The following is a 21,348-nucleotide window of genomic DNA, read 5'->3' on the forward strand; positions in this document are numbered from 1 at the left end:
CGGCACCGGCAAATCAGGATTTCTTCTTCTTGCGCAGGCAGCGCCAGTTCCAGTCGCGCTGGCTTCCCGTGTCGATATGGACCGATTTTGTGTAGCAGTAGGTGCCCACGCCGCCGCGATTGGGAATGGAGCGCAGATATTCTGCGAGGTCCCACTTGCTGACGCCATTGACCTGAATGTCGGCTGCGTCGCAGGTCATGTGTCTGGAAAAGCTGCTGCCACCGGCTTTCTTGTTGTGTTTGATGCTGCGGAATCCCGAGGTGACGATGGCCGGCGACCCAAAATGCTTTTCGACCTGATGGATGATGTTGATCAGGTCGGGCTTGAAACAGTGCGTATCAACCTTGTCGCTTTGAACCCAAAGGCCATTTGCAGCGATGCGGGCCATGCCGGGTGCAGAAATGAGTTTCATGAGCCCGGTGGGCCGATCTTCATCGGCTTCGTGGGTCTCTTCCGACTCATTTGGCTCTTCCGTCTGAAGCTCGGCGGCAGGTGTGGGTGGTTGGCTGAAGAGCGACATCTGGGTTGCCGACGCTGCGGGTGGTGGGGCGGCAAAAAGGCTCGCCATGGATGGCCGCGCATTGTTGTTTTGATCTTCAGGCAGGCTCTTGGCGACAGGAGAGGGAGGCGCGCTGGCAAATATGCTTTCACTGCCGGCATTGACGGCAGTCGGTTGGGTGACTGCATTTGCCAGAGTTTCAGCGGCTGTCGTTTCTTGTGGCGCGAATGCATTCAGTTGCGCTTCCGTGTTAACCGCCTCCTGCGCGTTTGCAGCCGGTTGCCTATTTGATGCGGCGGCGGTGGTCGGGGTGGTCGCGATGCTTGCTATCTCGCTTTCGCTCAATGGCTGTATTTCGAATGTGTCCGACGTGCTGGACACATCGCTGATCGCGGCCGACATGCAGCCGGCAAGCGCCGTCAGGGGAAGAAACAGAATCGCGCCGCGAAGGACACCCATGCGGCCAATAGTCTGGCCCCTCTTTACTTTCAACAATTTCACTCCGGCACGCATACTTCATGTTTTCAGACACGCGGGCGGTTCAAAATCATGTCGGCTTTACGCCGATGATTCGAACCGCCCGGCTTGTCCTATCGCCCGGAAAGTTTGCCTGAAACTGGAGTGCTTACCAGGAACCGGTATTGGACATGGACGCCCAGGGTTCGGCTGAGGGAAGTGCCTGGCCCTTTTGCAGGATTTCAAAGGAAATTCCGTCAGGCGAGCGAATGAATGCCATATAACCGTCACGCGGCGGGCGGTTGATGGTGACGCCGTTGTCCATCAGGTGCTGGCAATAGTCGTAGATGTTGTCGACCTCATAGGCCAGATGACCAAAATTGCGGCCGCCTGTATACTCTTCCGGGTCCCAGTTATAGGTAAGCTCAAGGCAGGGTGCTTTGCTGTTCTTTGCCGCATCGACGTCTTCTGCGGCGGCAAGAAATACAAGCGTGAAGCGACCACCCTCGTTTTCGATGCGGCGCACTTCCTGCATTCCCATTACGGCACAGTAAAAATGAAGTGATTCCTCGAGATCTTTGACCCGAACCATTGTGTGTAGATATCGCATGAATTCTCCCTAATATTTCAAAGGTATTTGCCGTTTTGTCTGTTTGAAAAGCCTCAGGCAAGCCTAGAATGCCAGAAAATTGTATAGGGTATAAGGAAATCTGGGACTTGCGCTTGGCCGATTCGGCGGACTTAATCTGTTACCACAAGAATCAGTTAACCGTAATGTTGTGTGCGTTTTGTGTAATCGAGGGGCGAACTGAGGATGGCCGATAGAATATCAGCGAAAGAAATATCCGCAGTTGATGATGTCACCAATGATCCGGTCGATCTGATCGAGATAACCGGTGTCGTGAAGTGGTTTGATGTGGCCAAGGGTTTTGGCTTCATTGTGCCGGATAACGGCATGGAAGACGTGCTTCTGCATGTCACCTGCCTGCGCAGGGATGGATATCAGACAATCCTGGAAGGCACACGAATCGTGGCGCTGATACAGAGACGAGATCGCGGTTTTCAAGCGTTTCGTATCGTCGCCATGGATCAGTCCACCGCGGTCCACCCGTCGCAACTGCCGCCGGTCAAGACCCATGTTCAGGTGACGCCATCGAGCGGGCTGGAGCGGGTGATCGTCAAATGGTTCAACCGCACCAAGGGCTTCGGGTTCCTGACCAGAGGCGAAGGCACTGAAGACATTTTTATCCACATGGAGACCTTGCGTCGCTTCGGCATGACGGAACTGCGGCCTGGGCAAAGTGTGCTTATCCGCTTCGGAACAGGCGGAAAAGGGTTGATGGCGGCGGAGATTTATCCGGACGTTGCCGTGCCGCCGGTGCGTCCTCACTGATGGCAAGACGCTTCCTTGCAAATTTATCGAAAAGCGCGCTCGTCGCGCTTTTGTTGTTTCTGGCTCCGCTGTACCTTTTCGCAGCTGGTGAAATGCCGGTTCTGCCGCTTTCGGTGACCGGGCCGGATGGAAAGGTGCACATGTTTTCGGTGGAGGTTGCCTCGACACCTTCTGAACGTGAGCGGGGACTGATGCACCGTGAGACGATGGAAGACGATCAGGGAATGCTTTTTGCGTTTCCGAAAGTGCGCCGCGTGACCATGTGGATGGAGAATACGCTGATTGGGCTTGATATGCTCTTCATTGACGAGAGCGGCCGGGTTATCCGGGTAAAGCACAATGCGCGACCGATGGATCGGTCGATCATCGATTCGGGCGGTGATGTTTCGCATGTGCTTGAAATCAATGCAGGTCTGGCGACCCGTTTGGGTATTGCGGAGGGAAGTACAGTGCAGGGAGAGGCGCTGCAAATAAAGTCTTCACATTGACTGCAAAAGCTTGATTTTGATGTTGCAGGGGGGAGGGTAAATGTGTATTCCCGAACCATAAATGGTGACGGAGTGTAGCGCAGCCTGGTAGCGCATCTGGTTTGGGACCAGAGGGTCGGGAGTTCGAATCTCTCCACTCCGACCATTTGATGAAGCTGAACTGCCAGCTTCTGCATTTGCGGATTTTCGGGTTGGGGCCGCAGGGCTGTGGTCTCAAGACTTCTGGAGCACGGAACTGAACATGTCGGCCAAAATCTACCGCCCTGCCAAGACTGCCATGCAATCCGGCAAAGCCAAGACGCACCGTTGGGTTCTTGAGTTTGATCAGGAGCAGCCGCGCGTGATCGATCCGCTGATGGGCTACACCGGCTCCGGTGACATGAAGCAACAGGTCAAGCTGAACTTCGAGACGCGCGAAGCAGCCGAAAGCTATGCGCAACGCAAGGGCATCGCCTACCGCGTGATCGAACCCAAGGAAGCGACGCGCAAGCAGGTTTCCTACACCGATAATTTCAAATATACCCGCACGCAGCCCTGGACGCATTGAGCGGGCGCAATTGCGCTGAATTTGCGGACAGAGCGTTCCGCGACAGGATGGCCCCTTAGCTCAGCTGGATAGAGCACCGGCCTTCTAAGCCGATGGTCGCAGGTTCGAATCCTGCAGGGGTCGCCAACTTTCAAATGTGTCCAAACCGCAGACATAGGTAACAGATTGTTCCTAAGACATGGGTGACAACCTCGAGCCGAACGCTTCCTGAAAATCTCTCAAATCGCAGCATCCGATCAGTATTGAGCTGAGCTTCGCGTGGCGGTGATAGACGTTTTTGGCAGGTGTTGTATTTGCTCGTTCCATTTACAACAAAGCCCCCGAACGGGGGCCTTGCTTCGTCTCGTTTTGCCAATGCTTACCTTAGGCTCAGTGCAGGATCTGGCTGAGGAAGAGCTTGGTGCGCTCATGCTGCGGGTTGTCGAAGAACTCGTTGGGGGAGTTCTGTTCGACGATCTGGCCCTGGTCCATGAAGATCACGCGGTTGGCGACCTGGCGGGCAAAGCCCATTTCATGGGTCACGCAGAGCATGGTCATGCCTTCTTCGGCAAGACCTACCATCGTGTCGAGCACTTCCTTGACCATTTCCGGGTCGAGAGCGGATGTCGGTTCGTCGAAGAGCATGATCTTCGGCTTCATGCAGAGCGAGCGAGCAATCGCCACGCGCTGCTGTTGGCCGCCGGAGAGCTGGCCGGGATATTTGTCGGCCTGCTCCGGGATCTTGACGCGCTCGAGATAGTGCATCGCCACTTCCTCTGCTTCCTTCTTGGGCATCTTGCGAACCCAGATCGGCGCCAATGTGCAGTTCTCCAGAATGGTGAGGTGCGGGAAGAGGTTGAAGTGCTGGAAGCACATGCCCACTTCACGGCGGATTTCGTCGATCTTTTTCAGGTCGTTGGTCAGTTCAATCCCGTCAACGATGATCTGCCCCTTCTGATGCTCTTCCAGACGGTTGATGCAGCGGATCATCGTGGATTTTCCCGAACCGGAAGGGCCGGCAATCACGATGCGTTCGCCACGCATAACCTTCAGGTTGATGTCGCGCAGCACGTGAAAGTCGCCGTACCACTTGTTCATGTTGATGATTTCAACGGCGACTTCGGTATCGGATACCGTCATCTGGGATGTTGCGGCTTCTGCCATTTCAGTTCCCCTTTATTTTTGTTTCAGCTTCTGTGTCCGGTGTCCAGGTGACGCTCCATGAACTGGGAGTACCGGGACATGCCGAAGCAGAAGATCCAGAAAATGAGGCCGGCAAAGAAAAAGCCGGTGATGGGTGTTTGCGCTGTTGCCCAGTTGGAGTCCGACAGGTTCAGGGTCACGATGCCGAGAAGGTCGAACATGCCGATGATTGAAACAAGCGAGGTGTCCTTGAACAGGCCAATGAAGGTGTTCACAATCCCCGGAATGACCAATTTGATGGCCTGCGGCAGGATGATAAGGCGCATTTTCTGCCAATAGCTGAGACCGAGGGAATCGGCGCCTTCGAACTGGCCTTTCGGAATGGCCTGCAGGCCACCGCGGATCACTTCGGCCATATAGGCAGACGAGAAGAGCGATACGCCGATCAATGCACGCAGCAGCTTGTCGAACGTCCAGCCATCGGGCAGGAAGAGCGGTAGCATGACGCTGGCGAAGAAGAGCACGGTGATCAGTGGAATGCCGCGAATGACTTCAATGAAGAGCACACAAAGCATCTTGATGACCGGCATGTTTGACCGACGTCCGAGCGCCAGAATAATGCCGATTGGCAGTGAAACGGTGATCCCGAAGAAGGACAGGATCAAGGTCACCATCAGGCCACCCCAAAGGGGCGTCTCCACATGCTCAAGGCCAAAGCCACCCGTGAGCAGGAAGAAGGAGATTAACGGCAGTACGATAAACAGCGCCAGTGCATTCCAACCCTTATAGGGCGCCTTGGGAATGAGCATCGGGATCAACAGCACGACAAAGAGAAGGCCGACCAGTATCGGTCTCCAACGCTCTTCAATCGGATAGCGACCGAAGATGAACTGTTCGAACTTCGCCTGTACGAAGGGCCAGCACGCTCCGGCCTGGCCGTCGGGAACGACGCCGCCGGCGCTGACGGTTGCGCAGGCCGTGCGGTCGGAGCCCGTCCACGTGGCGTTGAAGAGCAGCCAATCCAGGAGACCGGGCAGCACATAGGCCAGCGCCGCAATTGCGACGATGGTCATGATGACGTCTTTGGGTGTCGCCAGAAGATTCTGGCGAACCCAGTGGGCTACGCCCACGGCAGTTGAAGGGGCAGGCATGGCGGGCGCCATTTCGCTGCGAACGTAGGGTTTGATCACAGCCATCATTCTTACCTTTCAACCAGCGCCATTTTGGCATTGAACCAGTTCATGAACAGCGCGGTGCTGACAGAGATGGAGAGGTAGATCACCAGCCAGATGGCAACGATTTCAACGGCCTGGCCCGTCTGGTTGAGCATTGTTCCACCAACAGCCACCACATCGGAAAAACCAACCGCGACAGCGAGAGAGGAGTTTTTGGTCAGATTGAGATATTGGCTGGTCAGCGGCGGAATGATGATACGCAATGCCTGCGGGATGATCACGAGGCGATTGGTCAGACCGGCGCGGAAGCCAAGCGCATTGGCAGCCTCGGTCTGGCCTTTCGGCACTGCCTTGATGCCGCCACGGACGATTTCAGCGATGAACGATGCCGTGTAGAAGGACAATGCCAGGTAAAGCGAGATGAATTCGGGGCCGATATTGGAGCCGCCGCGCAGATTGAAGCGACCGAGTTCCGGATATTCAAAACTGACCGGCGCGCCGAGTACGACGAAAACCAGGATTGGCAGACCAAGGATTAGGCCTAAACGGGTCCAGCCGATTGGAAATTGCTGACCTGTCTGCATCTGCCGCTGGCGCGCCCAACGGGAGACGATGACCGAGGCGACGATGCCGATGATGAATGCAGCAACGGCGATTCCAAATCCGCTTTCCGGTATGATCTTGGGAAAAGCAAAGCCGCGATTGTTGAGATACATTCCGAAGGGCAGTTCCAGCGAGTCCTTAGCGTTTGGCAAGATGGACAGAACACCCTTGTACCAGAAGAAAATGACAAGCAGCGGCGGGATGTTGCGGAAAATTTCCACATAGACCTGGCAAATCTTGGCAATCAGCCAGTTTTGCGAAAGGCGTCCCAAACCGATAATGAAGCCGATAATGGAGGCTGTTATGACGCCCGCGATGGCAACTTGCACGGTATTGAGAAGGCCGACCAGCAGAGCGTCGGCATAGGTGGAGTCACTTGAATATTCGATGAGGCTCTGGCCGATGTCAAAACCGGCCCGGCCTTCCAGAAACCCGAAGCCGGAGGCTATGTTGGCCTTCTGAAGATTGTGAATGGTATTTTGCGTGACCATGAAAACAAACAGGGCCACGAGGAAAACGGTGAGAACCTGGTAAAATATTCCACGGGCTCTCGGGTCGTATATAAGTGACACTTTGCCACTTGAGCTCGGCTTGACAGAGCCTAGCGCATGATCTGCCATCGATTTTTTCCCCATTAAGGCTCTTTTCGAGCTTTTATTCGCCCATTCGGGTCGTTGGGAGTTGGAAGGCGGATCACCGCCTTCCATCCAGAGTTATGACGTCAAGCAATCGCGATTAGCGAATCGGCGGGCCGTACTGCAGGCCACCCTTGGTCCAAAGCGCGTTGATGCCACGCTCGATCTTGATCGGGGTGTCAGGGCCAACGTTGCGGGCAAAGACTTCGCCGTAGTTGCCGACCAGCTTGATGATGTTATAAGCCCAGTCTTCGGAAACACCGAGATCGGCACCGATCTTGGAGCCTTCTTCAGCGCCGAGCATACGCTTGATTTCCGGTCCGCCATTGGCCTTCATATCATCAACGTTTTCAGAGGTGATGCCCAGCTCTTCAGCGTTGACCATCGCATAGTGAACCCAGGTAACCAGGTCGAACCACTGATCGTCGCCCTGACGAACAGCCGGACCGAGCGGCTCCTTGGAAATCACTTCGGGGAGAACCATGTTTTCATCGGGGTTCTTCAGGTTCAGACGAATGGCATAAAGGCCAGACTGGTCAGTCGTGTAAACGTCGCAACGGCCGGCATCATATGCGCCGGTGGCGTCCGCTTCCTTTTCGAAAACAACCGGCTTGTATTCCATGCCGTTTGCCTTGAAGTAGTCAGCAACGTTGAGCTCTGTTGTCGTGCCGGTCTGTACGCAGACAGCAGCACCGGAGAGCTCGAGTGCGGACTTTACGCCGAGGCTCTTCTTCACCATGAAGCCCTGACCGTCGTAGTAGTTTACGGTGCGGAAGTTGAAGCCGAGCGAGGTGTCGCGGCTGATGGTCCAGGTGGTGTTACGTGTCAGAACGTCAACTTCGCCGGACTGGAGAGCCGGGAAGCGGTCCTTGGAGGACAGTGGTGTGAACTTGGCAGCGTTTGCATCGCCGAAGATGGCTGCGGCGATACCGCGGCAATAGTCAACGTCCAGACCGGACCAGTTACCAGCATCGTCAGGGTTGGAGAAGCCGGGAATGCCCTGGCTCACACCGCACTGAACGAATCCCTTCGCCTTCACATCATCCAACGTGGCAGCAGATGCAGCATGTGCGCCTACGCCAAGGATGGCTGCGCCCAGTGCCGCAGACAAAAGCTTTTTGCTCATGATAGACAACCTTTTTCTGTTGTTATTCGTTTTTCCGCCAGCCCTGGCTTCCCCAGCCTGGGTATCATGACGGGGCTCGCCTCCCTCTCGGAGCGAACTTCGGCTATCTCAGGCAGTTTGCCCCTGACGGTCAACCCACTTCTGAAAGTTTTTTTTCAAAAAATCGCAAGTTCCAAGCTTTCTGCTGAAAATACATGCAGTAATGCCTGAAAACGGGCAGTCAATGCCGGACAAAAAGTCAATATATAGATGATTTGGAACGTTTTATTCAGAAATAGCCGCGTGCCTTGCTCCTTCATTGACGCGGCTGCATGCACGGGATTATGGATGGGCCATATGACAAATCGAGGTGTTGGTTGATGAGTGGTGACAAAGAACAGAACAAGGCTCGTCTGGGCATGAATACACGGCTTGCCCATGGCGGATATGATCCGCGGTCTTATCACGGTTTTGTCAATCCACCCGTTGTGCACGCCTCCACTGTGCTGTTTCCTGATACGCACACCATGCTGTCGCGCGGACAAAAATACACTTATGGCACGCATGGCACGCCCACCACTGATGCGTTATGCGATGCGGTGAATGCGCTGGAAGGTTCTGCCGGCACCATCATTCTGCCGTCAGGGCTGGCGGCGATCTCGGTGCCTTTTCTATCGTTTTTGAAGGCCGGGGACCACGCGCTGGTCGTCGATTCCGTCTATTCGCCAACACGCCGCTTCTGCGATCAGATGCTGAAGGGGCTGGGAATTGAGGTCGATTATTACGATCCCGAGCTCGGCACGGATATCGCAAGCCTGATGAAAGCGAATACCAAGCTGGTTCACACGGAAGCGCCAGGTTCCAACACGTTCGAGATGCAGGATATTCCGGCGATTGCAGATGTTGCGCACCGACACGGAGCCATCGTGACCATGGACAATACGTGGGCGACACCGCTGTTCTTCAAACCGCTGGACTTCGGCGTCGATGTCTCGATCAATGCCGCCACGAAGTATCCATCGGGCCATTCCGATGTTCTGATGGGGCTGGTTTCGGCAAATGCTGCGACGTGGGAACAGTTGAGCGAAGGCAATATGATGATGGGAATGTGCGGCTCGCCCGACGATTCCTATCAGATTCTGCGCGGGCTTCGCACCATGGGCTTGCGGTTGGAACGTCACCAGGAGAGTGCGCTTGGTATTGCGCGGTGGTTAGAAGGACGCGAGGAGGTTGCTGCCGTTCTTCATCCGGGGCTTGAAAGTTTTCCCGGTCACGCGCTTTGGAAACGCGACTTCAAAGGTGCCAGCGGCATCTTTTCCTTCGTCTTGAAGGCTGAGGGTGCCAGTCAGCAGAAAGCCAAGGTCTCGGCGTTTCTGGATGCGCTTCGCCTTTTCGGTCTCGGCTATTCCTGGGGCGGCTATGAAAGTCTCGCTGTTTGGGTAAACCTGTCAGACCGGACCATCCGCAAAGGTCCAACCGATGGGGCCTTGGTGCGTCTTCAGATCGGTCTTGAGGATGTCAAAGACATTCAGGCTGATCTGGAAGCGGGTTTCCGGGCTGCTGCAGAGATCGGTTGAGATCAGCGGCCGGCGTCGTAACCGTAGATCCAATCGAGGCCCGAGGACAGCATGTTTGCCGGCGTCATGGCAAAGACGGCATTGCGGGCAAGGCGAATTGGGCCGGAGGCATGGTAGGCGAAGCGGTTGAAATCGCCGCGCGCGCGCACTTTGGCCACGCGCGCCTTGCGGTCTGCTGCGTAACGCGCGAGTGCCTCGGCAAGGGGCAGTCGATCGACCAGTCGGGCAAGCGTGAAACTGTCTTCAATGGCCATGGCAGCACCCTGAGCTGCGAAGGGCAGCATGGCGTGGGCAGCATCACCGACGAGAGCGAGGGACCTGCCGTCCGTCCAACTGCCATCCGAAACGCCAAAAAGCGGCCACCACGTCGGGTCATCTGCCGATGCCACCAGCTTCTGGAGTTCGGGGTGCCAGCCGGCGAAATTTCGTCTTGCAAAGGCGCTTTGGGTTTCATTGTCCGTCTTGATTGCCCAGGCTTCACCTGGATTTTCACCCCTGGCGATGGCAACCAGATTATGCCCGCCTGCGTCGCGCAAAGGGTAGGAAACCAGATGCGTATGCTGGCCCAGAAATCCCACGACCCGGTTGTGTGACAAAAACGCCGGAACATTCTTTTCGGGTATCACGAAACGCCATGCGACGAAGCCGGAGAAGACCGGATTGCCGTGACCCTTCAGGGCGTTACGCGTCCGCGACCAGACACCATCGGCTCCGATGATGAGATCGGGCCGTTCACCCGCAATATTGGCAATTGTTTCGGGAGTCGCCTCCAAGAGGCGATGACCCAAATGCAGCCGGCAAAGTGGCGACTCATTGACGGCTTCCAACAACCTTTTCTGCAAGGTCGCGCGGTGCAAGACGCCGTAAGGAGCGCCCCATTTCTGACGGGCCCTGGTGCCGACCTCGATACGCGTCAAAGTGCGCAGAGACCGACCTGAGGCGAGGTCAATGGAAATCGGCGCGTTCCAGTTTGTTTCAATGCGGGCAAGCACGCCGATATAATCCAGTATCCGCGTGGCGTTGGGCGACAGCTGGAGCCCGGCACCGACTTCATCCAGTTGTTCTGCCTGCTCGATAATGTCGCTGGCGACACCTTGTCGGGCAAAGGCAAGTGCGGCCACGAGCCCGGCGACGCCGGCACCGACGATTGCAACGCGTTTCGCTGACATGATTTAACGTGCTCCGCGCCTGGCGGTGGTGATTTCGATCAGGCCGCAACAGAATGAACGACACAGCCCGGCGGATTGGTCTGCGTGTCCTTCAGCGTCGGATTGAAACGGTAGAGCGTGGAACAGTAGGGGCAGACCTTTTCGTTTTCCGCTCCAAGATCCATGAAGATGTGCGGATGGTCGAATGGTGCCGATGCGCCCGTGCACATGAATTCTTTCACGCCCACCTCGATGAGGCGATGCCCGCCATCGTTTTGAAAATGTGGAATGGTGTGACCGGCCATTTTTGCCTCCGAAAGTCTTCTGAATTGGCGCGACCTTATAACGCTTCGTCGGCGAAGGGTAGGGGCCGAGAAGCGCTAATTCAGGAAAGTCGCTGGAATTTTGTACCTGTATTTGACGTTTGAAAGATCACTTCAGCCGCTCAGCATGCCAGCGCAGATGATCGTCCATGAAGGTGGAAATGAAGAAGTAGGAATGGTCGTAGCCATCGCGCATATTAAGCTGCAGATCGATGCCGGTGCCTTCCACCGCCTTTTCGAAGAGCCAAGGCTTCAGGCCGTTTTCAAGAAAGCCGTCGGCTGCTCCCTGGTCGATGAGAAATTCGGGAAAACGCGCGCCATCTTCCACGAGTGCGCAAGCGTCATACTGGCGCCAGGCGGTTTGGTCGGAACCTAGATATTTTTCGAGCGCCGGAATTGACCAGTCTGATGTCATCGGGTTCACGATGGGTGCAAAGGCAGAACAGCTTTTGAAGCTTTCCGGGTTCTTGAGCGCAATGGTCAATGCCCCGTGTCCGCCCATGGAATGGCCGAATATGCCTTGCCTCGTGATGTCTGCATTGAAATTTTCGGATATGAGGGCAGGTAACTCTTCGGTAATATAGGTGTACATCTGGAAATGTTTCGACCAAGGCTCTTGCGTTGCGTCGAGGTAGAAACCGGCACCTTTTCCCATTTGCCAGTTGTCGGTTTCATCGGCAACAGGTTCGCCACGCGGGCTTGTATCCGGGCAGACGATAATCAGTCCCAATTCGGCTGCCATGCGGCGATACTCGCCCTTGTCCATGACATTGGCATGGGTGCAGGTGAGGCCGGAAAGGTACCAGAGAACGGGGCAAGACGTTTCCCTGGCCTGCGGCGGTACGAAGACGGCGAAAATCATATCGCAGTTCAGGGTCTTCGATGTGTGTGCATAGACACCCTGGGTGCCACCATGCGCGAGAGCGGTCGAGATGGTGTTCATGGTTCTGTCCTTTTAAAATCTATTGTTTTGCTCTTATTGCCTTGCGGCAAAGCTGGTCAAATACCTGTAGGAAGGTAGAGCGGTCTTTCTGCGAAAATGCGGCATTGTAGCCCTTGCTTTCGCCGGTTTCGCGCAAATGGGCGCCAAGGTCGCGCATGGCCGATGCCATTCCGATGTTTTTCTCGTTGAATTCGCGGCCAGTCGGCCCGCAGACGAGACAGCCGTTTGCCACAGTGCGAACGGCAAGCGGTACATCGGCCGTAATCACGAGATCGTTTTCGCCTGCATTTTCGGCGATCCAATTGTCAGCGGCATCGAAGCCTGCTGAGACGATGACGTTTTCAATCATCGGGTCGCGGGAGGGGCGAAGGCCGGAATTGGCAACCAGTATGGTCTTCAGACCGTGGCGTTCGGCAACTTTCAAAATTTCAGCTTTCACCGGGCAGGCGTCTGCGTCCACGTATATGACGGGTGCGATGTTTGCAGTCATGAGCATCAACCTGCAAGAACCATGTCGATATGCGCAATGCCGTCTTCCACATACTCGTCCGACGTCTTCTGGAACCCGAGCGAATTGTAGAAAGATTTCAGGTGGCTTTGTGCGGAAATGAAAATATCCGTTCCGGGGAAGTTGCTATGGCATGCGTCAATGGATTCACGCATGACTTTCTCGCCGAGCCTTTGGCCGCGATGGTTGGGGGAGACGACGACCCTGCCGATTTTTACCGGCTTGCCGGGGGATTTGGGCGGAAGAATACGTGTTGCGGCGATAAGCTCGTTGTCTTTCATCAGACGCAGGTGAAGCGCGTTGATATCCTGTCCATCAATTTCTGGGTAAGGGCATTTCTGCTCGACGACGAACACATCAATGCGCAACCTGAAAAGGTCATGGAGCTCCAGCGGGGTGAGCGCGGTCAGCGCCTTTAAATCTGTCTTGATCTCCGTATCGGACATGATGTCTTCCTGGGCGTGAGGTCGGGCAGCATGGTGTCGACCAGAATCGGTCGCACATCGCCCCACTTTTTGTAGCTCTCATTTTCGCCGTGCTTTAAAAATTCAGGGCGAGCATGAAGCCCGCCCTTCAACATCGTTGATATCAATAGACCACGACGGAGCGGATCGATTCGCCTTTATGCATCAGGTCGAAGGCGGTGTTGATTTCCTCAAGCGGCATGGTGTGGGTGATCATCGGATCGATCTCAATCTTGCCGTCCATATACCAGTCTACGATCTTCGGAACATCGGTGCGTCCGCGCGCGCCACCGAAGGCGGTTCCCATCCACGTGCGGCCCGTGACCAGCTGGAAGGGGCGAGTCGAGATTTCCTGACCGGCGCCAGCAACGCCGATGACAACCGACTTGCCCCAGCCGCGATGCGCGCATTCAAGCGCGTCACGCATGACCTTGGTGTTGCCGGTGCAATCGAACGTGTAGTCGGCTCCACCGATCATGTCACCGTTGCGTTTGGTCATGTTGACGATATGGGAGACGATATCGCCATCGATTTCCTTCGGGTTGACGAAATGGGTCATGCCGAAGCGTTCGCCCCATTCCTTCTTGTCGTTGTTGAGATCGACGCCGATGATCATGTCTGCGCCTGCAAGTTTAAGGCCCTGGATCACGTTGAGGCCGATGCCGCCGAGACCGAAGACGGCGGCTGTTGCGCCGATTTCGACCTTGGCCGTGTTGATGACAGCGCCGATGCCGGTGGTGACGCCGCAACCGATATAGCAAATCTTGTCAAAGGGAGCGTCCGGATTGACCTTGGCAAGCGCGATCTCGGGCAGCACGGTGAACTGAGCGAAGGTGGAGCAGCCCATATAGTGGAAGATCTTGTCCTTGCCGATGGAAAAGCGTGATGTGCCGTCCGGCATGAGACCCTGGCCCTGGGTTGAACGAATCGCCGTGCAAAGGTTGGTCTTGCGCGACAGACAGGAGGGGCAGGTGCGGCATTCAGGCGTGTAGAGCGGAATAACGTGATCGCCCTTTTTGAGTGTTGTAACGCCCGGTCCCACATCGACGACGATGCCAGCGCCCTCATGGCCCAGGATGGCGGGGAAGATACCTTCCGGGTCGGCACCGGACAGCGTAAATTCGTCTGTGTGGCAAACGCCGGTTGCTTTGACCTCAATGAGGACTTCACCCTGTTTCGGTCCTTCAAGCTGTACCGTCATGATTTCAAGGGGTTTGCCAGCCTGAACGGCGACCGCTGCTTTAACGTCCATAATCAAAAAAACTCCCTGCGATTTGTTTTGCAGGGAGATTGGCATAGAAGCATCACGGCGCTCAAGCCTGCCGAAGCCGTTTCCGGCAGAAAATGTCTGATTTTATTCAGCCTTTACAAGCTGCCGTTCGAGCGCGACGATGGCGTTTGAAAGCTCGCCCTGGAGGCGCTTGATCTCGGCGATTTGCAGTGCAGCGCGGGCGTTGCTATCAGGCGCGTATTCTGTCGGACCCTCGCCAAGGCCGGTCATCAGCCAGGTGGGTGAAACGCCCAAGATGCCGGCAAGCATGACAAGCTTGTTGGCACGCGGCTCGGAGCGGTCACGTTCCCACTGGGCTACCGTTTCCTTGCGCACGCCTGCCTGATTTGAAATGTCGGTTATGGTGAGACCTGCTGCATCGCGGGCTCGGGATATTCTGCCGCCGATCGTATCGCCGTCAGAGTTCTGCTGGTGAAGCACATTTGTGCTGTTCATCGCATATTCCTTTCTTGTTACCTGCCATTTTGGGATGCAGTTGGCAATTGGGGAACGGCAGCCGTCTGAGCCACCGTCGACGACTGATATATAGGCAACGGCTGCATATGTGGCCAGCCCGAAGCCGAAAAAAGGCAGCGATATGGCAAAGTTCTCGGCGTGACATAGACTCCGAATTGACAATTTTATAGTTGCAGCACGCAAGTCGAACAAAAAAACGGGACGAGAACATGACAGCAGGTCAGCCGGAATTTTCATTCTTCCATCACGACGGATTGAAACTCGCCTATTTCGCTGAGGGCGATCCGTCGGGCGAGGCCATTTTGCTGGTTCACGGTTTTGCATCGAGCGCTCTGGTCAACTGGGTTCAACCCGGTTGGCTGAAAACGCTGGGTGATGCCGGCTACCGGGTGATTGCCATCGACAATCGCGGGCATGGGCAGAGCGACAAGCCGCATGAACCAGAGGCTTACCACGTCCCTTTGATGGCGGCGGATGCGATTGCGCTGCTGGACCATCTGGGCATCGGCGCGGCGCATCTGATGGGCTATTCCATGGGGGCGCGGATTTCGACCTTTGCAGCCATTGCAGAACCGCATCGCATCCAATCACTCATCCTGGGCGGTCTCGGTATTGGCATGATCACCGGCGTTGGCGACTGGGATCCGATTGCAGACGCTCTGCTCGCAGGTTCGCTTGATGATGTTGTTCACGAGCGTGGCCGCATGTTCCGTGCCTTTGCAGACAAGACCAGAAGCGACCGCCTAGCGCTCGCCGCTTGCATTCGTACATCGCGCGACCTGGTGAGCGCCGAACAGGCCGCCAAGATCGATATTCCAACCCTGATTGGTGTTGGGACCGAGGACGATATCGCGGGTTCCGCCCAGGAGTTGGCTGCGTTGATGCCGCGCGCGATCGCGCTTGATATCCCCGGACGCGATCACATGCTTGCCGTGGGTGACCGCGTATTCAAGAAGGGCGCACTGGAATTTCTGGAAAGTGTCACTGGCCGGTGAAATGGGGTTTGCGACGGTCCTTGAAGGCTGCGCGTCCTTCTGCATAGTCGCGACTTGAATAGGTCTCGTCGCCCTGTCTTTGCGCCAGTTTCATCAGGGCCGGATCATCGGCGACGACCGCGTTGATGGCCGTCTTCGATGCGCGGACAGACAATGGCGCATTGTAGGCGATGCGCTGGGCGAGGGCGGTTGCTTCCGTGTCGAGGTCGTGAGGTTCGACCAACGGAAGCAGAGCGCCAGCATCTGCCAGTTCTGCAGCAGTGAACTCTCTGGTGGTGAAAAGCGCGACCTTGGCAAGCTGCGGCCCGAGCGCGGCAACAATGTCGCCCATGGCGTCCACAGGATAGGCCAGACCAAGGCGCGCCGCAGGAACGGCAAAACGGGCGCTTGTATCGGCAATGCGAATGTCGGCTGCAGCTGCGAGCCCGAAGCCTCCGCCGAAGCAGAAGCCACGAATGACCGCGATGACAGGTACGGGGCAGTTGCGGATGGCGGCAAAGGCGCGGCTGTTCAGTTTTTCGTAGGCGGCGGATGTTTCTGCATCCTTGCGATGGGTGTCGAATTCGACAATGTCTGCGCCCGCGCTGAAGTCTTTGCCGCCAGCTCCTGAGAGGAGGATGACGCGCGCGTTTTGGCCGAGAAGCCAGTTTAGGACATCCGGTAGTGCCGACCACATGGCCGCGTTAACGGCGTTTTTACGCTCAGGCCTGTTTAAGAGCACATTGCCGACGAAAGTGTCGTAGACTGCTTCAATCGCACCATCGGCGAAGCTTTGCGTTGACGACATTGTTATCTGCACCCATTTAAGTTTCCCGATTGATGCCTTATATTGCGCGCTCGGATACAGCAAGAAGGAGCTGCCATGTCTATCTCAAGCGATAAACGCGCGGATAATCGCCTGGAGGCTGTTGATCCCATATGGCATCATTTGCGTCAGGAAGCTGCGGCAACCGCTGCTGCCGATCCTGTTCTGGCGGCTTTCATGTATTCCACGGTTTTAAATACCGCCTCGCTTGAGGACTGCGTGATCTATCGTATCTGTGAGCGGCTTGATCACCCCGATATTCAGGCGGTGCTGCTGCGCCAGACCTTCAACGAAATGCTCGCCGACTGGCCTGAATGGTCCGAGATCCTGCGTGTTGATATACAGGCTGTCTACGATCGCGATCCGGCGGCGACGCGCTACATCGAGCCGGTTCTCTATTTCAAGGGCTTCCACGCCGTCCAGACACACCGGTTGGCGCACTGGCTCTGGAAGAAGGGCCGCAAAGATTTTGCGCTTTATCTGCAAAGCCGCTCCTCCAGCGTCTTCCAGACCGATATTGCACCGGCTGCACCGATCGGCCGCGGCTTCTTTCTTGATCATGCGACCGGACTGGTTGTCGGTGCAACGGCGACGGTCGGTGACAATGTGTCCATTCTGCAGGGGGTTACACTCGGTGGTACGGGCAAGGAATCGGGCGACCGTCATCCCAAGATCGGCGATGGGGTTTTGATCGGCGCGGGTGCCAAGGTTCTCGGCAATATCAAGATCGGATGTTGCTCACGCATTGCAGCCGGCTCCGTCGTCTTGAAGGATGTGCCTGAAAGTTCCACTGTGGCCGGTGTGCCGGCGCGCGTGGTCGGCACGGCCGGCTGTGCGGAGCCGTCACGTTCGATGAACCACCTCCTCAACGAAGAATGAGTAACAGGCGCACCGCGGTTTCTGTGAATGATGGCATTTGGGGTTTACAGGTCCTTCCAGACCGTGCGAGAAGCGCGCCATTCCAAATGATTTGAATGGAGATTTGCCCGTGAAACCGGAAGAGGTTCGTAAGCTCGAAGCCTATTTGAAGCGCACTTTCAATCCGCAGATCGTCGTCAAGGCGCGCCCGCGTAAAGATGACTCTGCTGAGGTCTATCTGGACGATGAATTTCTCGGCGTTGTCTTTCGCGATGATGAGGATGGCGAAGTTTCCTACAATTTCTCGATGGCCATTCTGGATATCGACCTTTGAGGTTCGTACCTCATAATTGGCAGCAACATTAATACTCGTTAATCTTCGCTACGATTTGAAAATTCGCTTCTATTTTCAGCGTCTTAGTTCCTTGTGATCTGTTGGTTGCGATGCACAAAGGGGTTGACTTTATTGTGCATTGCACATAAATCTGTTGGCAACGTTACCAACCACAGGATGAGTGCCATGTTCAATTTTGAAGAAGCGAATCTGAAGGGTAAAGAAGCTATCGATGCTGCGCTGAAAAACTATGCCGGCATGACCAAATCGCTTCAGGAAATTGCCACCGAAGCAACCGACTACACGAAAAAGTCGTTTGAAGACGGCGTCGCGCATTTTGAAAAGCTTGCCGGTGCCAAGAGCATTGAGGAAGCTTTCGAACTGCAGTCCGCCTATGTGAAAACTGCTTTTGAAAAGTTCGTCGCCCAGTCCACCAAGATGACCGAAATGTACACCGACCTCGCCAAGGACGCCTACAAGCCTTATGAGACGGCCGTCACGCAGGTGAAGGAAACAGCGCAGGAAGCTGCCTGATCGCGACTTCTTTCCGCTGAAATTTTGGAGCCGGCTCTTCGGGGGCCGGCTCTTTTTATTTCGGCGTGGAGATGGTCTTGATTTCGCCCCGGCTCTAAGCTTGTCTGATATGCTATTGTCCGCAGCAATTTGGTGTTCCTTTGCAAAAAAATAGAGGCTGGAAGACAAGATTTCTCATTGCGGCCATGAATGAAGGGCTTAAAATACTGCTTCGAATACCTAAATAGGGATGACAATGCGCAAATGCGGTTCCATCCGGAGATACGGAGTGAATGAGAATATGACGGCACTGCCGTTTCTGATGCAGGATGACGACGGCGCGGAGGGCAATACGCCCGGTCGCGGGACGTCGGTCATTACCCGGACAAAGCCGAAAGCCAAGCGTCCGAGCCTTTACCGTGTACTCCTGTTGAACGACGATTACACGCCGATGGAGTTTGTTATCCATATCCTGGAACGCTTTTTCCAGAAGGATCGTGAGGCCGCAACGCGCATCATGCTGCACGTCCACAATCACGGTGTGGGCGAATGCGGCGTATTTACCTATGAGGTTGCCGAGACGAAGGTTTCACAGGTGATGGAATTTTCGCGTCAGCATCAGCATCCCCTGCAATGCGTTATGGAAAAGAAGTGAGGTTTCATCGTGCCGACATTTTCTCCGAGCCTGGAAAAAGCGCTTCATCAGGCACTGACATATGCCAATGAGCGCCACCACGAATATGCAACGCTCGAGCACCTGCTTCTGGCGCTGATTGATGACGTCGATGCCTCGGCGGTGATGGGGGCGTGCAGCGTCGATCTGGACACGTTGCGCAAGACAGTGACTGAATATGTCGATACCGAACTTGCCAGCCTGATCACCGGATATGACGAAGATTCAAAGCCGACTGCGGGTTTCCAGCGTGTTATCCAGCGCGCTGTCATTCATGTGCAGTCTTCGGGTCGTGAAGAGGTTACGGGTGCGAATGTGCTTGTTGCCATCTTTGCCGAACGTGAGAGCCATGCCGCTTTCTTCCTGCAGGAGCAGGAGATGACGCGCTATGACGCGGTCAACTATATCTCCCATGGCATCGGGAAGCGCCCGGGCAGCAATGAAATGCGCCCGCCGCGTGGTGCGGAAGAAAATGAGCAGGCGCCCGATTCCGCCAATAACGAGCACGAAGAAGCCGAGCCCAAGAAGAAGCAGGAAGCGCTGAAAGCTTATTGCGTCAACCTCAACGAAAAGGCCAAGACCGGCAAGATCGACCCGTTGATTGGCCGGCACAGCGAGGTGAACCGCACGATTCAGATTCTCTGCCGCCGCTCGAAGAACAATCCGCTCTATGTGGGTGATCCAGGCGTTGGCAAGACGGCTATTGCCGAAGGTCTTGCCAAGCGCATTGTCGAAGGCAAGGTGCCGGAAGCGCTTCAGGACGCAACGATCTTCTCGCTCGACATGGGAACGCTGCTGGCCGGTACGCGCTATCGCGGCGACTTTGAGGAGCGGCTGAAGCAGGTCGTCAAGGAGCTCGAAGAGTTTCCGGGTGCTGTGCTTTTCATCGATGAAATCCACACCGTGATCGGTGCCGGTGCGACCTCGGGCGGGGCGATGGATGCGTCCAACCTTCTCAAGCCCGCGCTTTCTTCCGGTTCAATTCGTTGCATTGGTTCAACGACTTACAAGGAATATCGCCAGTTCTTCGAGAAGGACCGCGCGCTGGTGCGTCGCTTCCAGAAGATTGATGTCAATGAGCCAAGCATCGACGATGCTATTGCGATCATGAAGGGGCTGAAGCCTTACTTCGAGGACTATCACCACCTGAAATATACAAATGATGCGATCAAGGCGGCCGTTGAGTTGTCCGCGCGCTATATTTCTGACCGGAAGCTTCCCGATAAGGCGATCGACGTGATTGACGAGGCGGGCGCTGCGCAAATGCTGGTGCCTGCATCGCGTCGGCGCAAGACGATCGGTGAGAAAGAGATCGAGGCGACGATTGCCACAATGGCGCGTATTCCGCCGAAGTCCGTCTCCAAGAGCGACGAGGCCGTGCTGGCCAATCTCGAGAAGGAACTGCGTTCGGTCGTTTACGGTCAGAACGAGGCGATCGACGCGCTCTCGTCAGCCATCAAGCTGGCGCGCGCTGGTCTGCGTGAACCCAATAAGCCGATCGGCTGCTACGTGTTCGCGGGTCCCACCGGTGTGGGCAAGACAGAAGTTGCCAAGCAGCTTGCGTCGTCATTGGGCGTGGAACTGCTTCGTTTCGACATGTCGGAATATATGGAGCGCCATACGGTTTCGCGTCTGCTTGGTGCACCTCCCGGCTATGTGGGCTTCGACCAGGGCGGTCTCTTGACCGATGGCGTGGATCAGCATCCGCATTGCGTCTTGCTGCTTGATGAAATCGAAAAAGCGCATCCGGATATCTACAACATTTTGCTGCAGGTTATGGACCACGGTTCGCTGACCGACCATAACGGCAAGAAGATCGACTTCCGCAATGTCATCCTGATCATGACGACGAATGCAGGTGCTGCCGATATGGCCAAGCCCGCCATCGGGTTTGGCTCGTCCAAGCGGACTGGTGAGGACGAAGAGGCATTGAACCGTCTCTTCACGCCGGAGTTCCGCAACCGTCTGGACGCAACAATCAAGTTTGCATCGCTGCCACCGGAGGTCATTCATCAGGTGGTCCAGAAGTTCGTCATGCAACTGGAAGCGCAGCTTTCAGAGCGTAACGTCACGTTCGAACTGCAGCCCGACGCTGTCGATTGGCTGGCGCGTAAAGGCTACGACGAAAAGATGGGTGCACGACCGCTGGGACGTGTCGTTCAGGAAAACATCAAGAAGAAGATCGCTGACGAGATTCTCTTCGGCAAGCTTCGTAAGGGCGGCGTTGTTCGTGTTTCCGCCAGCGATACGGCAGACGAGTTGCTGCTGGAATATTTCCCGGACGGAACGCCCGTTGCACCACAGCTTGAAGTGGAAGCCGAGCCGAAGCCACGTCGTAAGAAAAGCGACAAGGCTGAGGAAACAGTGAATGCGGAGAGCAAGCCGGAACCCAAGAAGCGGCGCTCTGTGCCGAAGACCGGCCCCAAAAAGTCATAAG

At 55.7% G+C, this 21,348-nt stretch carries 24 protein-coding genes and 2 tRNA genes; 12 read left to right on the forward strand and 14 right to left on the reverse strand.

Going from position 1 to position 21,348, the window contains the following annotated elements; translation table 11 throughout:
• Positions 1-13 precede the first annotated feature (13 nt).
• On the reverse strand, positions 14-991 hold the full coding sequence (locus NHF56_RS06935; RefSeq protein WP_252802819.1) for a D-Ala-D-Ala carboxypeptidase family metallohydrolase: 978 nt from the start codon (positions 989-991) through the stop codon (positions 14-16).
• A gap of 133 nt (positions 992-1,124) precedes the next feature.
• Positions 1,125-1,565, reverse strand: a complete 441-nt coding sequence (locus tag NHF56_RS06940) for a VOC family protein (RefSeq protein WP_252802821.1) — start codon at positions 1,563-1,565, stop codon at positions 1,125-1,127.
• A gap of 204 nt (positions 1,566-1,769) precedes the next feature.
• Between NHF56_RS06940 and NHF56_RS06945 the strand changes: the two genes are divergently transcribed.
• The 5 genes from NHF56_RS06945 (at position 1,770) to NHF56_RS06965 (ending at position 3,509) form a co-directional block, all read left to right on the forward strand.
• Positions 1,770-2,348, forward strand: coding sequence for a cold-shock protein (locus NHF56_RS06945; RefSeq protein ID WP_252802823.1), 579 nt, complete (start codon positions 1,770-1,772; stop codon positions 2,346-2,348).
• The gene (locus NHF56_RS06950) at positions 2,348-2,836 is read left to right on the forward strand and encodes a DUF192 domain-containing protein (protein WP_252802825.1); all 489 of its coding nucleotides are present in this window, start codon (positions 2,348-2,350) and stop codon (positions 2,834-2,836) included. The genes NHF56_RS06945 and NHF56_RS06950 overlap by 1 nt, the downstream gene beginning before the upstream one ends.
• A 68-nt stretch (positions 2,837-2,904) precedes the next feature.
• Positions 2,905-2,981, forward strand: a tRNA-Pro gene (locus NHF56_RS06955).
• A gap of 96 nt (positions 2,982-3,077) precedes the next feature.
• Positions 3,078-3,383: an ETC complex I subunit gene (locus NHF56_RS06960; RefSeq protein ID WP_252802827.1), complete on the forward strand. Its 306-nt coding sequence runs from the start codon at positions 3,078-3,080 to the stop codon at positions 3,381-3,383.
• Between the two features lie 49 nt (positions 3,384-3,432).
• A tRNA-Arg gene (locus NHF56_RS06965) sits at positions 3,433-3,509 on the forward strand.
• Positions 3,510-3,752: 243 nt separating this feature from the next.
• Here NHF56_RS06965 and NHF56_RS06970 read toward each other — a convergent pair.
• The 4 genes from NHF56_RS06970 to NHF56_RS06985 form a co-directional block, all read right to left on the reverse strand.
• Positions 3,753-4,526 (reverse strand): amino acid ABC transporter ATP-binding protein, encoded by a 774-nt coding sequence (locus tag NHF56_RS06970; protein WP_252802829.1) that lies wholly within the window; start codon positions 4,524-4,526, stop codon positions 3,753-3,755.
• 23 nt (positions 4,527-4,549) lie between these two features.
• Positions 4,550-5,704: an amino acid ABC transporter permease gene (locus tag NHF56_RS06975; RefSeq protein ID WP_373456257.1), complete on the reverse strand. Its 1,155-nt coding sequence runs from the start codon at positions 5,702-5,704 to the stop codon at positions 4,550-4,552.
• Positions 5,705-5,706: 2 nt separating this feature from the next.
• Positions 5,707-6,903: an amino acid ABC transporter permease gene (locus NHF56_RS06980; protein WP_252802831.1), complete on the reverse strand. Its 1,197-nt coding sequence runs from the start codon at positions 6,901-6,903 to the stop codon at positions 5,707-5,709.
• A gap of 115 nt (positions 6,904-7,018) precedes the next feature.
• The gene (locus NHF56_RS06985) at positions 7,019-8,044 is read right to left on the reverse strand and encodes an amino acid ABC transporter substrate-binding protein (protein WP_252802833.1); all 1,026 of its coding nucleotides are present in this window, start codon (positions 8,042-8,044) and stop codon (positions 7,019-7,021) included.
• A gap of 359 nt (positions 8,045-8,403) precedes the next feature.
• On the opposite strand from NHF56_RS06985, the gene NHF56_RS06990 reads away from it, so the two are divergent.
• Positions 8,404-9,600 (forward strand): cystathionine beta-lyase, encoded by a 1,197-nt coding sequence (locus tag NHF56_RS06990; RefSeq protein WP_252802835.1) that lies wholly within the window; start codon positions 8,404-8,406, stop codon positions 9,598-9,600.
• A gap of 2 nt (positions 9,601-9,602) precedes the next feature.
• On the opposite strand, the gene NHF56_RS06995 is transcribed toward NHF56_RS06990, so the two are convergent.
• The 7 genes from NHF56_RS06995 to NHF56_RS07025 form a co-directional block, all read right to left on the reverse strand.
• Complete coding sequence (locus tag NHF56_RS06995) at positions 9,603-10,769, reverse strand: FAD-dependent monooxygenase (RefSeq protein WP_252802837.1); 1,167 nt, start codon at positions 10,767-10,769, stop codon at positions 9,603-9,605.
• Between the two features lie 38 nt (positions 10,770-10,807).
• Positions 10,808-11,053, reverse strand: coding sequence for a zinc-finger domain-containing protein (locus NHF56_RS07000; protein ID WP_252802839.1), 246 nt, complete (start codon positions 11,051-11,053; stop codon positions 10,808-10,810).
• 127 nt (positions 11,054-11,180) lie between these two features.
• On the reverse strand, positions 11,181-12,014 hold the full coding sequence (fghA, locus tag NHF56_RS07005; RefSeq protein WP_252802841.1) for an S-formylglutathione hydrolase: 834 nt from the start codon (positions 12,012-12,014) through the stop codon (positions 11,181-11,183).
• A 19-nt stretch (positions 12,015-12,033) separates the two neighbouring features.
• The gene (locus NHF56_RS07010) at positions 12,034-12,504 is read right to left on the reverse strand and encodes a YaiI/YqxD family protein (protein WP_252802844.1); all 471 of its coding nucleotides are present in this window, start codon (positions 12,502-12,504) and stop codon (positions 12,034-12,036) included.
• A 5-nt stretch (positions 12,505-12,509) separates the two neighbouring features.
• Positions 12,510-12,968 carry a GNAT family N-acetyltransferase gene (locus tag NHF56_RS07015; protein WP_252802846.1) on the reverse strand — a complete coding sequence of 153 codons (459 nt, stop codon included), beginning with the start codon at positions 12,966-12,968 and terminating at the stop codon, positions 12,510-12,512.
• A 142-nt stretch (positions 12,969-13,110) separates the two neighbouring features.
• On the reverse strand, positions 13,111-14,238 hold the full coding sequence (locus NHF56_RS07020) for an S-(hydroxymethyl)glutathione dehydrogenase/class III alcohol dehydrogenase (protein WP_252802849.1): 1,128 nt from the start codon (positions 14,236-14,238) through the stop codon (positions 13,111-13,113).
• 102 nt (positions 14,239-14,340) lie between these two features.
• Positions 14,341-14,712, reverse strand: coding sequence for a helix-turn-helix domain-containing protein (locus NHF56_RS07025; protein WP_252802851.1), 372 nt, complete (start codon positions 14,710-14,712; stop codon positions 14,341-14,343).
• Positions 14,713-14,942: 230 nt separating this feature from the next.
• Here NHF56_RS07025 and NHF56_RS07030 point away from each other — a divergent pair, with 230 nt between their 5' ends.
• Positions 14,943-15,728, forward strand: coding sequence for an alpha/beta fold hydrolase (locus NHF56_RS07030; protein ID WP_252802853.1), 786 nt, complete (start codon positions 14,943-14,945; stop codon positions 15,726-15,728).
• Here the strand turns inward: NHF56_RS07030 and NHF56_RS07035 are convergent.
• Entirely contained in the window at positions 15,715-16,515 is an 801-nt protein-coding gene (locus NHF56_RS07035) for an enoyl-CoA hydratase-related protein (RefSeq protein WP_252802854.1), read from the reverse strand. The two genes, NHF56_RS07030 and NHF56_RS07035, sit on opposite strands and share 14 nt — an antisense overlap.
• A gap of 75 nt (positions 16,516-16,590) precedes the next feature.
• Here NHF56_RS07035 and cysE point away from each other — a divergent pair, with 75 nt between their 5' ends.
• From cysE to clpA, 5 genes are all read left to right on the forward strand, one after another.
• Entirely contained in the window at positions 16,591-17,412 is an 822-nt protein-coding gene (cysE, locus tag NHF56_RS07040) for a serine O-acetyltransferase (protein WP_252802856.1), read from the forward strand.
• Positions 17,413-17,521: 109 nt separating this feature from the next.
• A complete protein-coding gene (locus NHF56_RS07045) occupies positions 17,522-17,725 on the forward strand; it encodes a DUF3126 family protein (protein WP_252802858.1) in 204 nt (67 codons plus the stop codon).
• A gap of 186 nt (positions 17,726-17,911) precedes the next feature.
• Complete coding sequence (locus tag NHF56_RS07050) at positions 17,912-18,259, forward strand: phasin family protein (RefSeq protein WP_252802860.1); 348 nt, start codon at positions 17,912-17,914, stop codon at positions 18,257-18,259.
• Between the two features lie 280 nt (positions 18,260-18,539).
• Entirely contained in the window at positions 18,540-18,893 is a 354-nt protein-coding gene (gene clpS, locus NHF56_RS07055) for an ATP-dependent Clp protease adapter ClpS (RefSeq protein ID WP_373456289.1), read from the forward strand.
• Between the two features lie 9 nt (positions 18,894-18,902).
• Entirely contained in the window at positions 18,903-21,347 is a 2,445-nt protein-coding gene (gene clpA, locus NHF56_RS07060; protein ID WP_252802862.1) for an ATP-dependent Clp protease ATP-binding subunit ClpA, read from the forward strand.
• The last annotated feature ends 1 nt before the right edge of the window (position 21,348 follow it).

The sequence above is a fragment of the Rhizobium sp. L1K21 genome (assembly GCF_024055895.1).
Taxonomy (GTDB): domain Bacteria; phylum Pseudomonadota; class Alphaproteobacteria; order Rhizobiales; family Rhizobiaceae; genus Ensifer_A.

Bases quoted from the DNA above. Each gene is read 5' to 3' on its own strand.
- NHF56_RS06940 (WP_252802821.1), bottom strand. From the start codon at position 1,565: ATGCGATATCTACACACAATGGTTCGGGTCAAAGATCTCGAGGAATCA.
- NHF56_RS06945 (WP_252802823.1), top strand. From the start codon at position 1,770: ATGGCCGATAGAATATCAGCGAAAGAAATATCCGCAGTTGATGATGTC.
- NHF56_RS06950 (WP_252802825.1), top strand. From the start codon at position 2,348: ATGGCAAGACGCTTCCTTGCAAATTTATCGAAAAGCGCGCTCGTCGCG.
- NHF56_RS06960 (WP_252802827.1), top strand. From the start codon at position 3,078: ATGTCGGCCAAAATCTACCGCCCTGCCAAGACTGCCATGCAATCCGGC.
- NHF56_RS06970 (WP_252802829.1), bottom strand. From the start codon at position 4,526: ATGGCAGAAGCCGCAACATCCCAGATGACGGTATCCGATACCGAAGTC.
- NHF56_RS06975 (WP_373456257.1), bottom strand. From the start codon at position 5,704: ATGATGGCTGTGATCAAACCCTACGTTCGCAGCGAAATGGCGCCCGCC.
- NHF56_RS06980 (WP_252802831.1), bottom strand. From the start codon at position 6,903: ATGGCAGATCATGCGCTAGGCTCTGTCAAGCCGAGCTCAAGTGGCAAA.
- NHF56_RS06985 (WP_252802833.1), bottom strand. From the start codon at position 8,044: ATGAGCAAAAAGCTTTTGTCTGCGGCACTGGGCGCAGCCATCCTTGGC.
- NHF56_RS06990 (WP_252802835.1), top strand. From the start codon at position 8,404: ATGAGTGGTGACAAAGAACAGAACAAGGCTCGTCTGGGCATGAATACA.
- NHF56_RS06995 (WP_252802837.1), bottom strand. From the start codon at position 10,769: ATGTCAGCGAAACGCGTTGCAATCGTCGGTGCCGGCGTCGCCGGGCTC.
- NHF56_RS07000 (WP_252802839.1), bottom strand. From the start codon at position 11,053: ATGGCCGGTCACACCATTCCACATTTTCAAAACGATGGCGGGCATCGC.
- fghA (WP_252802841.1), bottom strand. From the start codon at position 12,014: ATGAACACCATCTCGACCGCTCTCGCGCATGGTGGCACCCAGGGTGTC.
- NHF56_RS07010 (WP_252802844.1), bottom strand. From the start codon at position 12,504: ATGACTGCAAACATCGCACCCGTCATATACGTGGACGCAGACGCCTGC.
- NHF56_RS07015 (WP_252802846.1), bottom strand. From the start codon at position 12,968: ATGTCCGATACGGAGATCAAGACAGATTTAAAGGCGCTGACCGCGCTC.
- NHF56_RS07020 (WP_252802849.1), bottom strand. From the start codon at position 14,238: ATGGACGTTAAAGCAGCGGTCGCCGTTCAGGCTGGCAAACCCCTTGAA.
- NHF56_RS07025 (WP_252802851.1), bottom strand. From the start codon at position 14,712: ATGAACAGCACAAATGTGCTTCACCAGCAGAACTCTGACGGCGATACG.
- NHF56_RS07030 (WP_252802853.1), top strand. From the start codon at position 14,943: ATGACAGCAGGTCAGCCGGAATTTTCATTCTTCCATCACGACGGATTG.
- NHF56_RS07035 (WP_252802854.1), bottom strand. From the start codon at position 16,515: ATGTCGTCAACGCAAAGCTTCGCCGATGGTGCGATTGAAGCAGTCTAC.
- cysE (WP_252802856.1), top strand. From the start codon at position 16,591: ATGTCTATCTCAAGCGATAAACGCGCGGATAATCGCCTGGAGGCTGTT.
- NHF56_RS07050 (WP_252802860.1), top strand. From the start codon at position 17,912: ATGTTCAATTTTGAAGAAGCGAATCTGAAGGGTAAAGAAGCTATCGAT.
- clpS (WP_373456289.1), top strand. From the start codon at position 18,540: ATGACGGCACTGCCGTTTCTGATGCAGGATGACGACGGCGCGGAGGGC.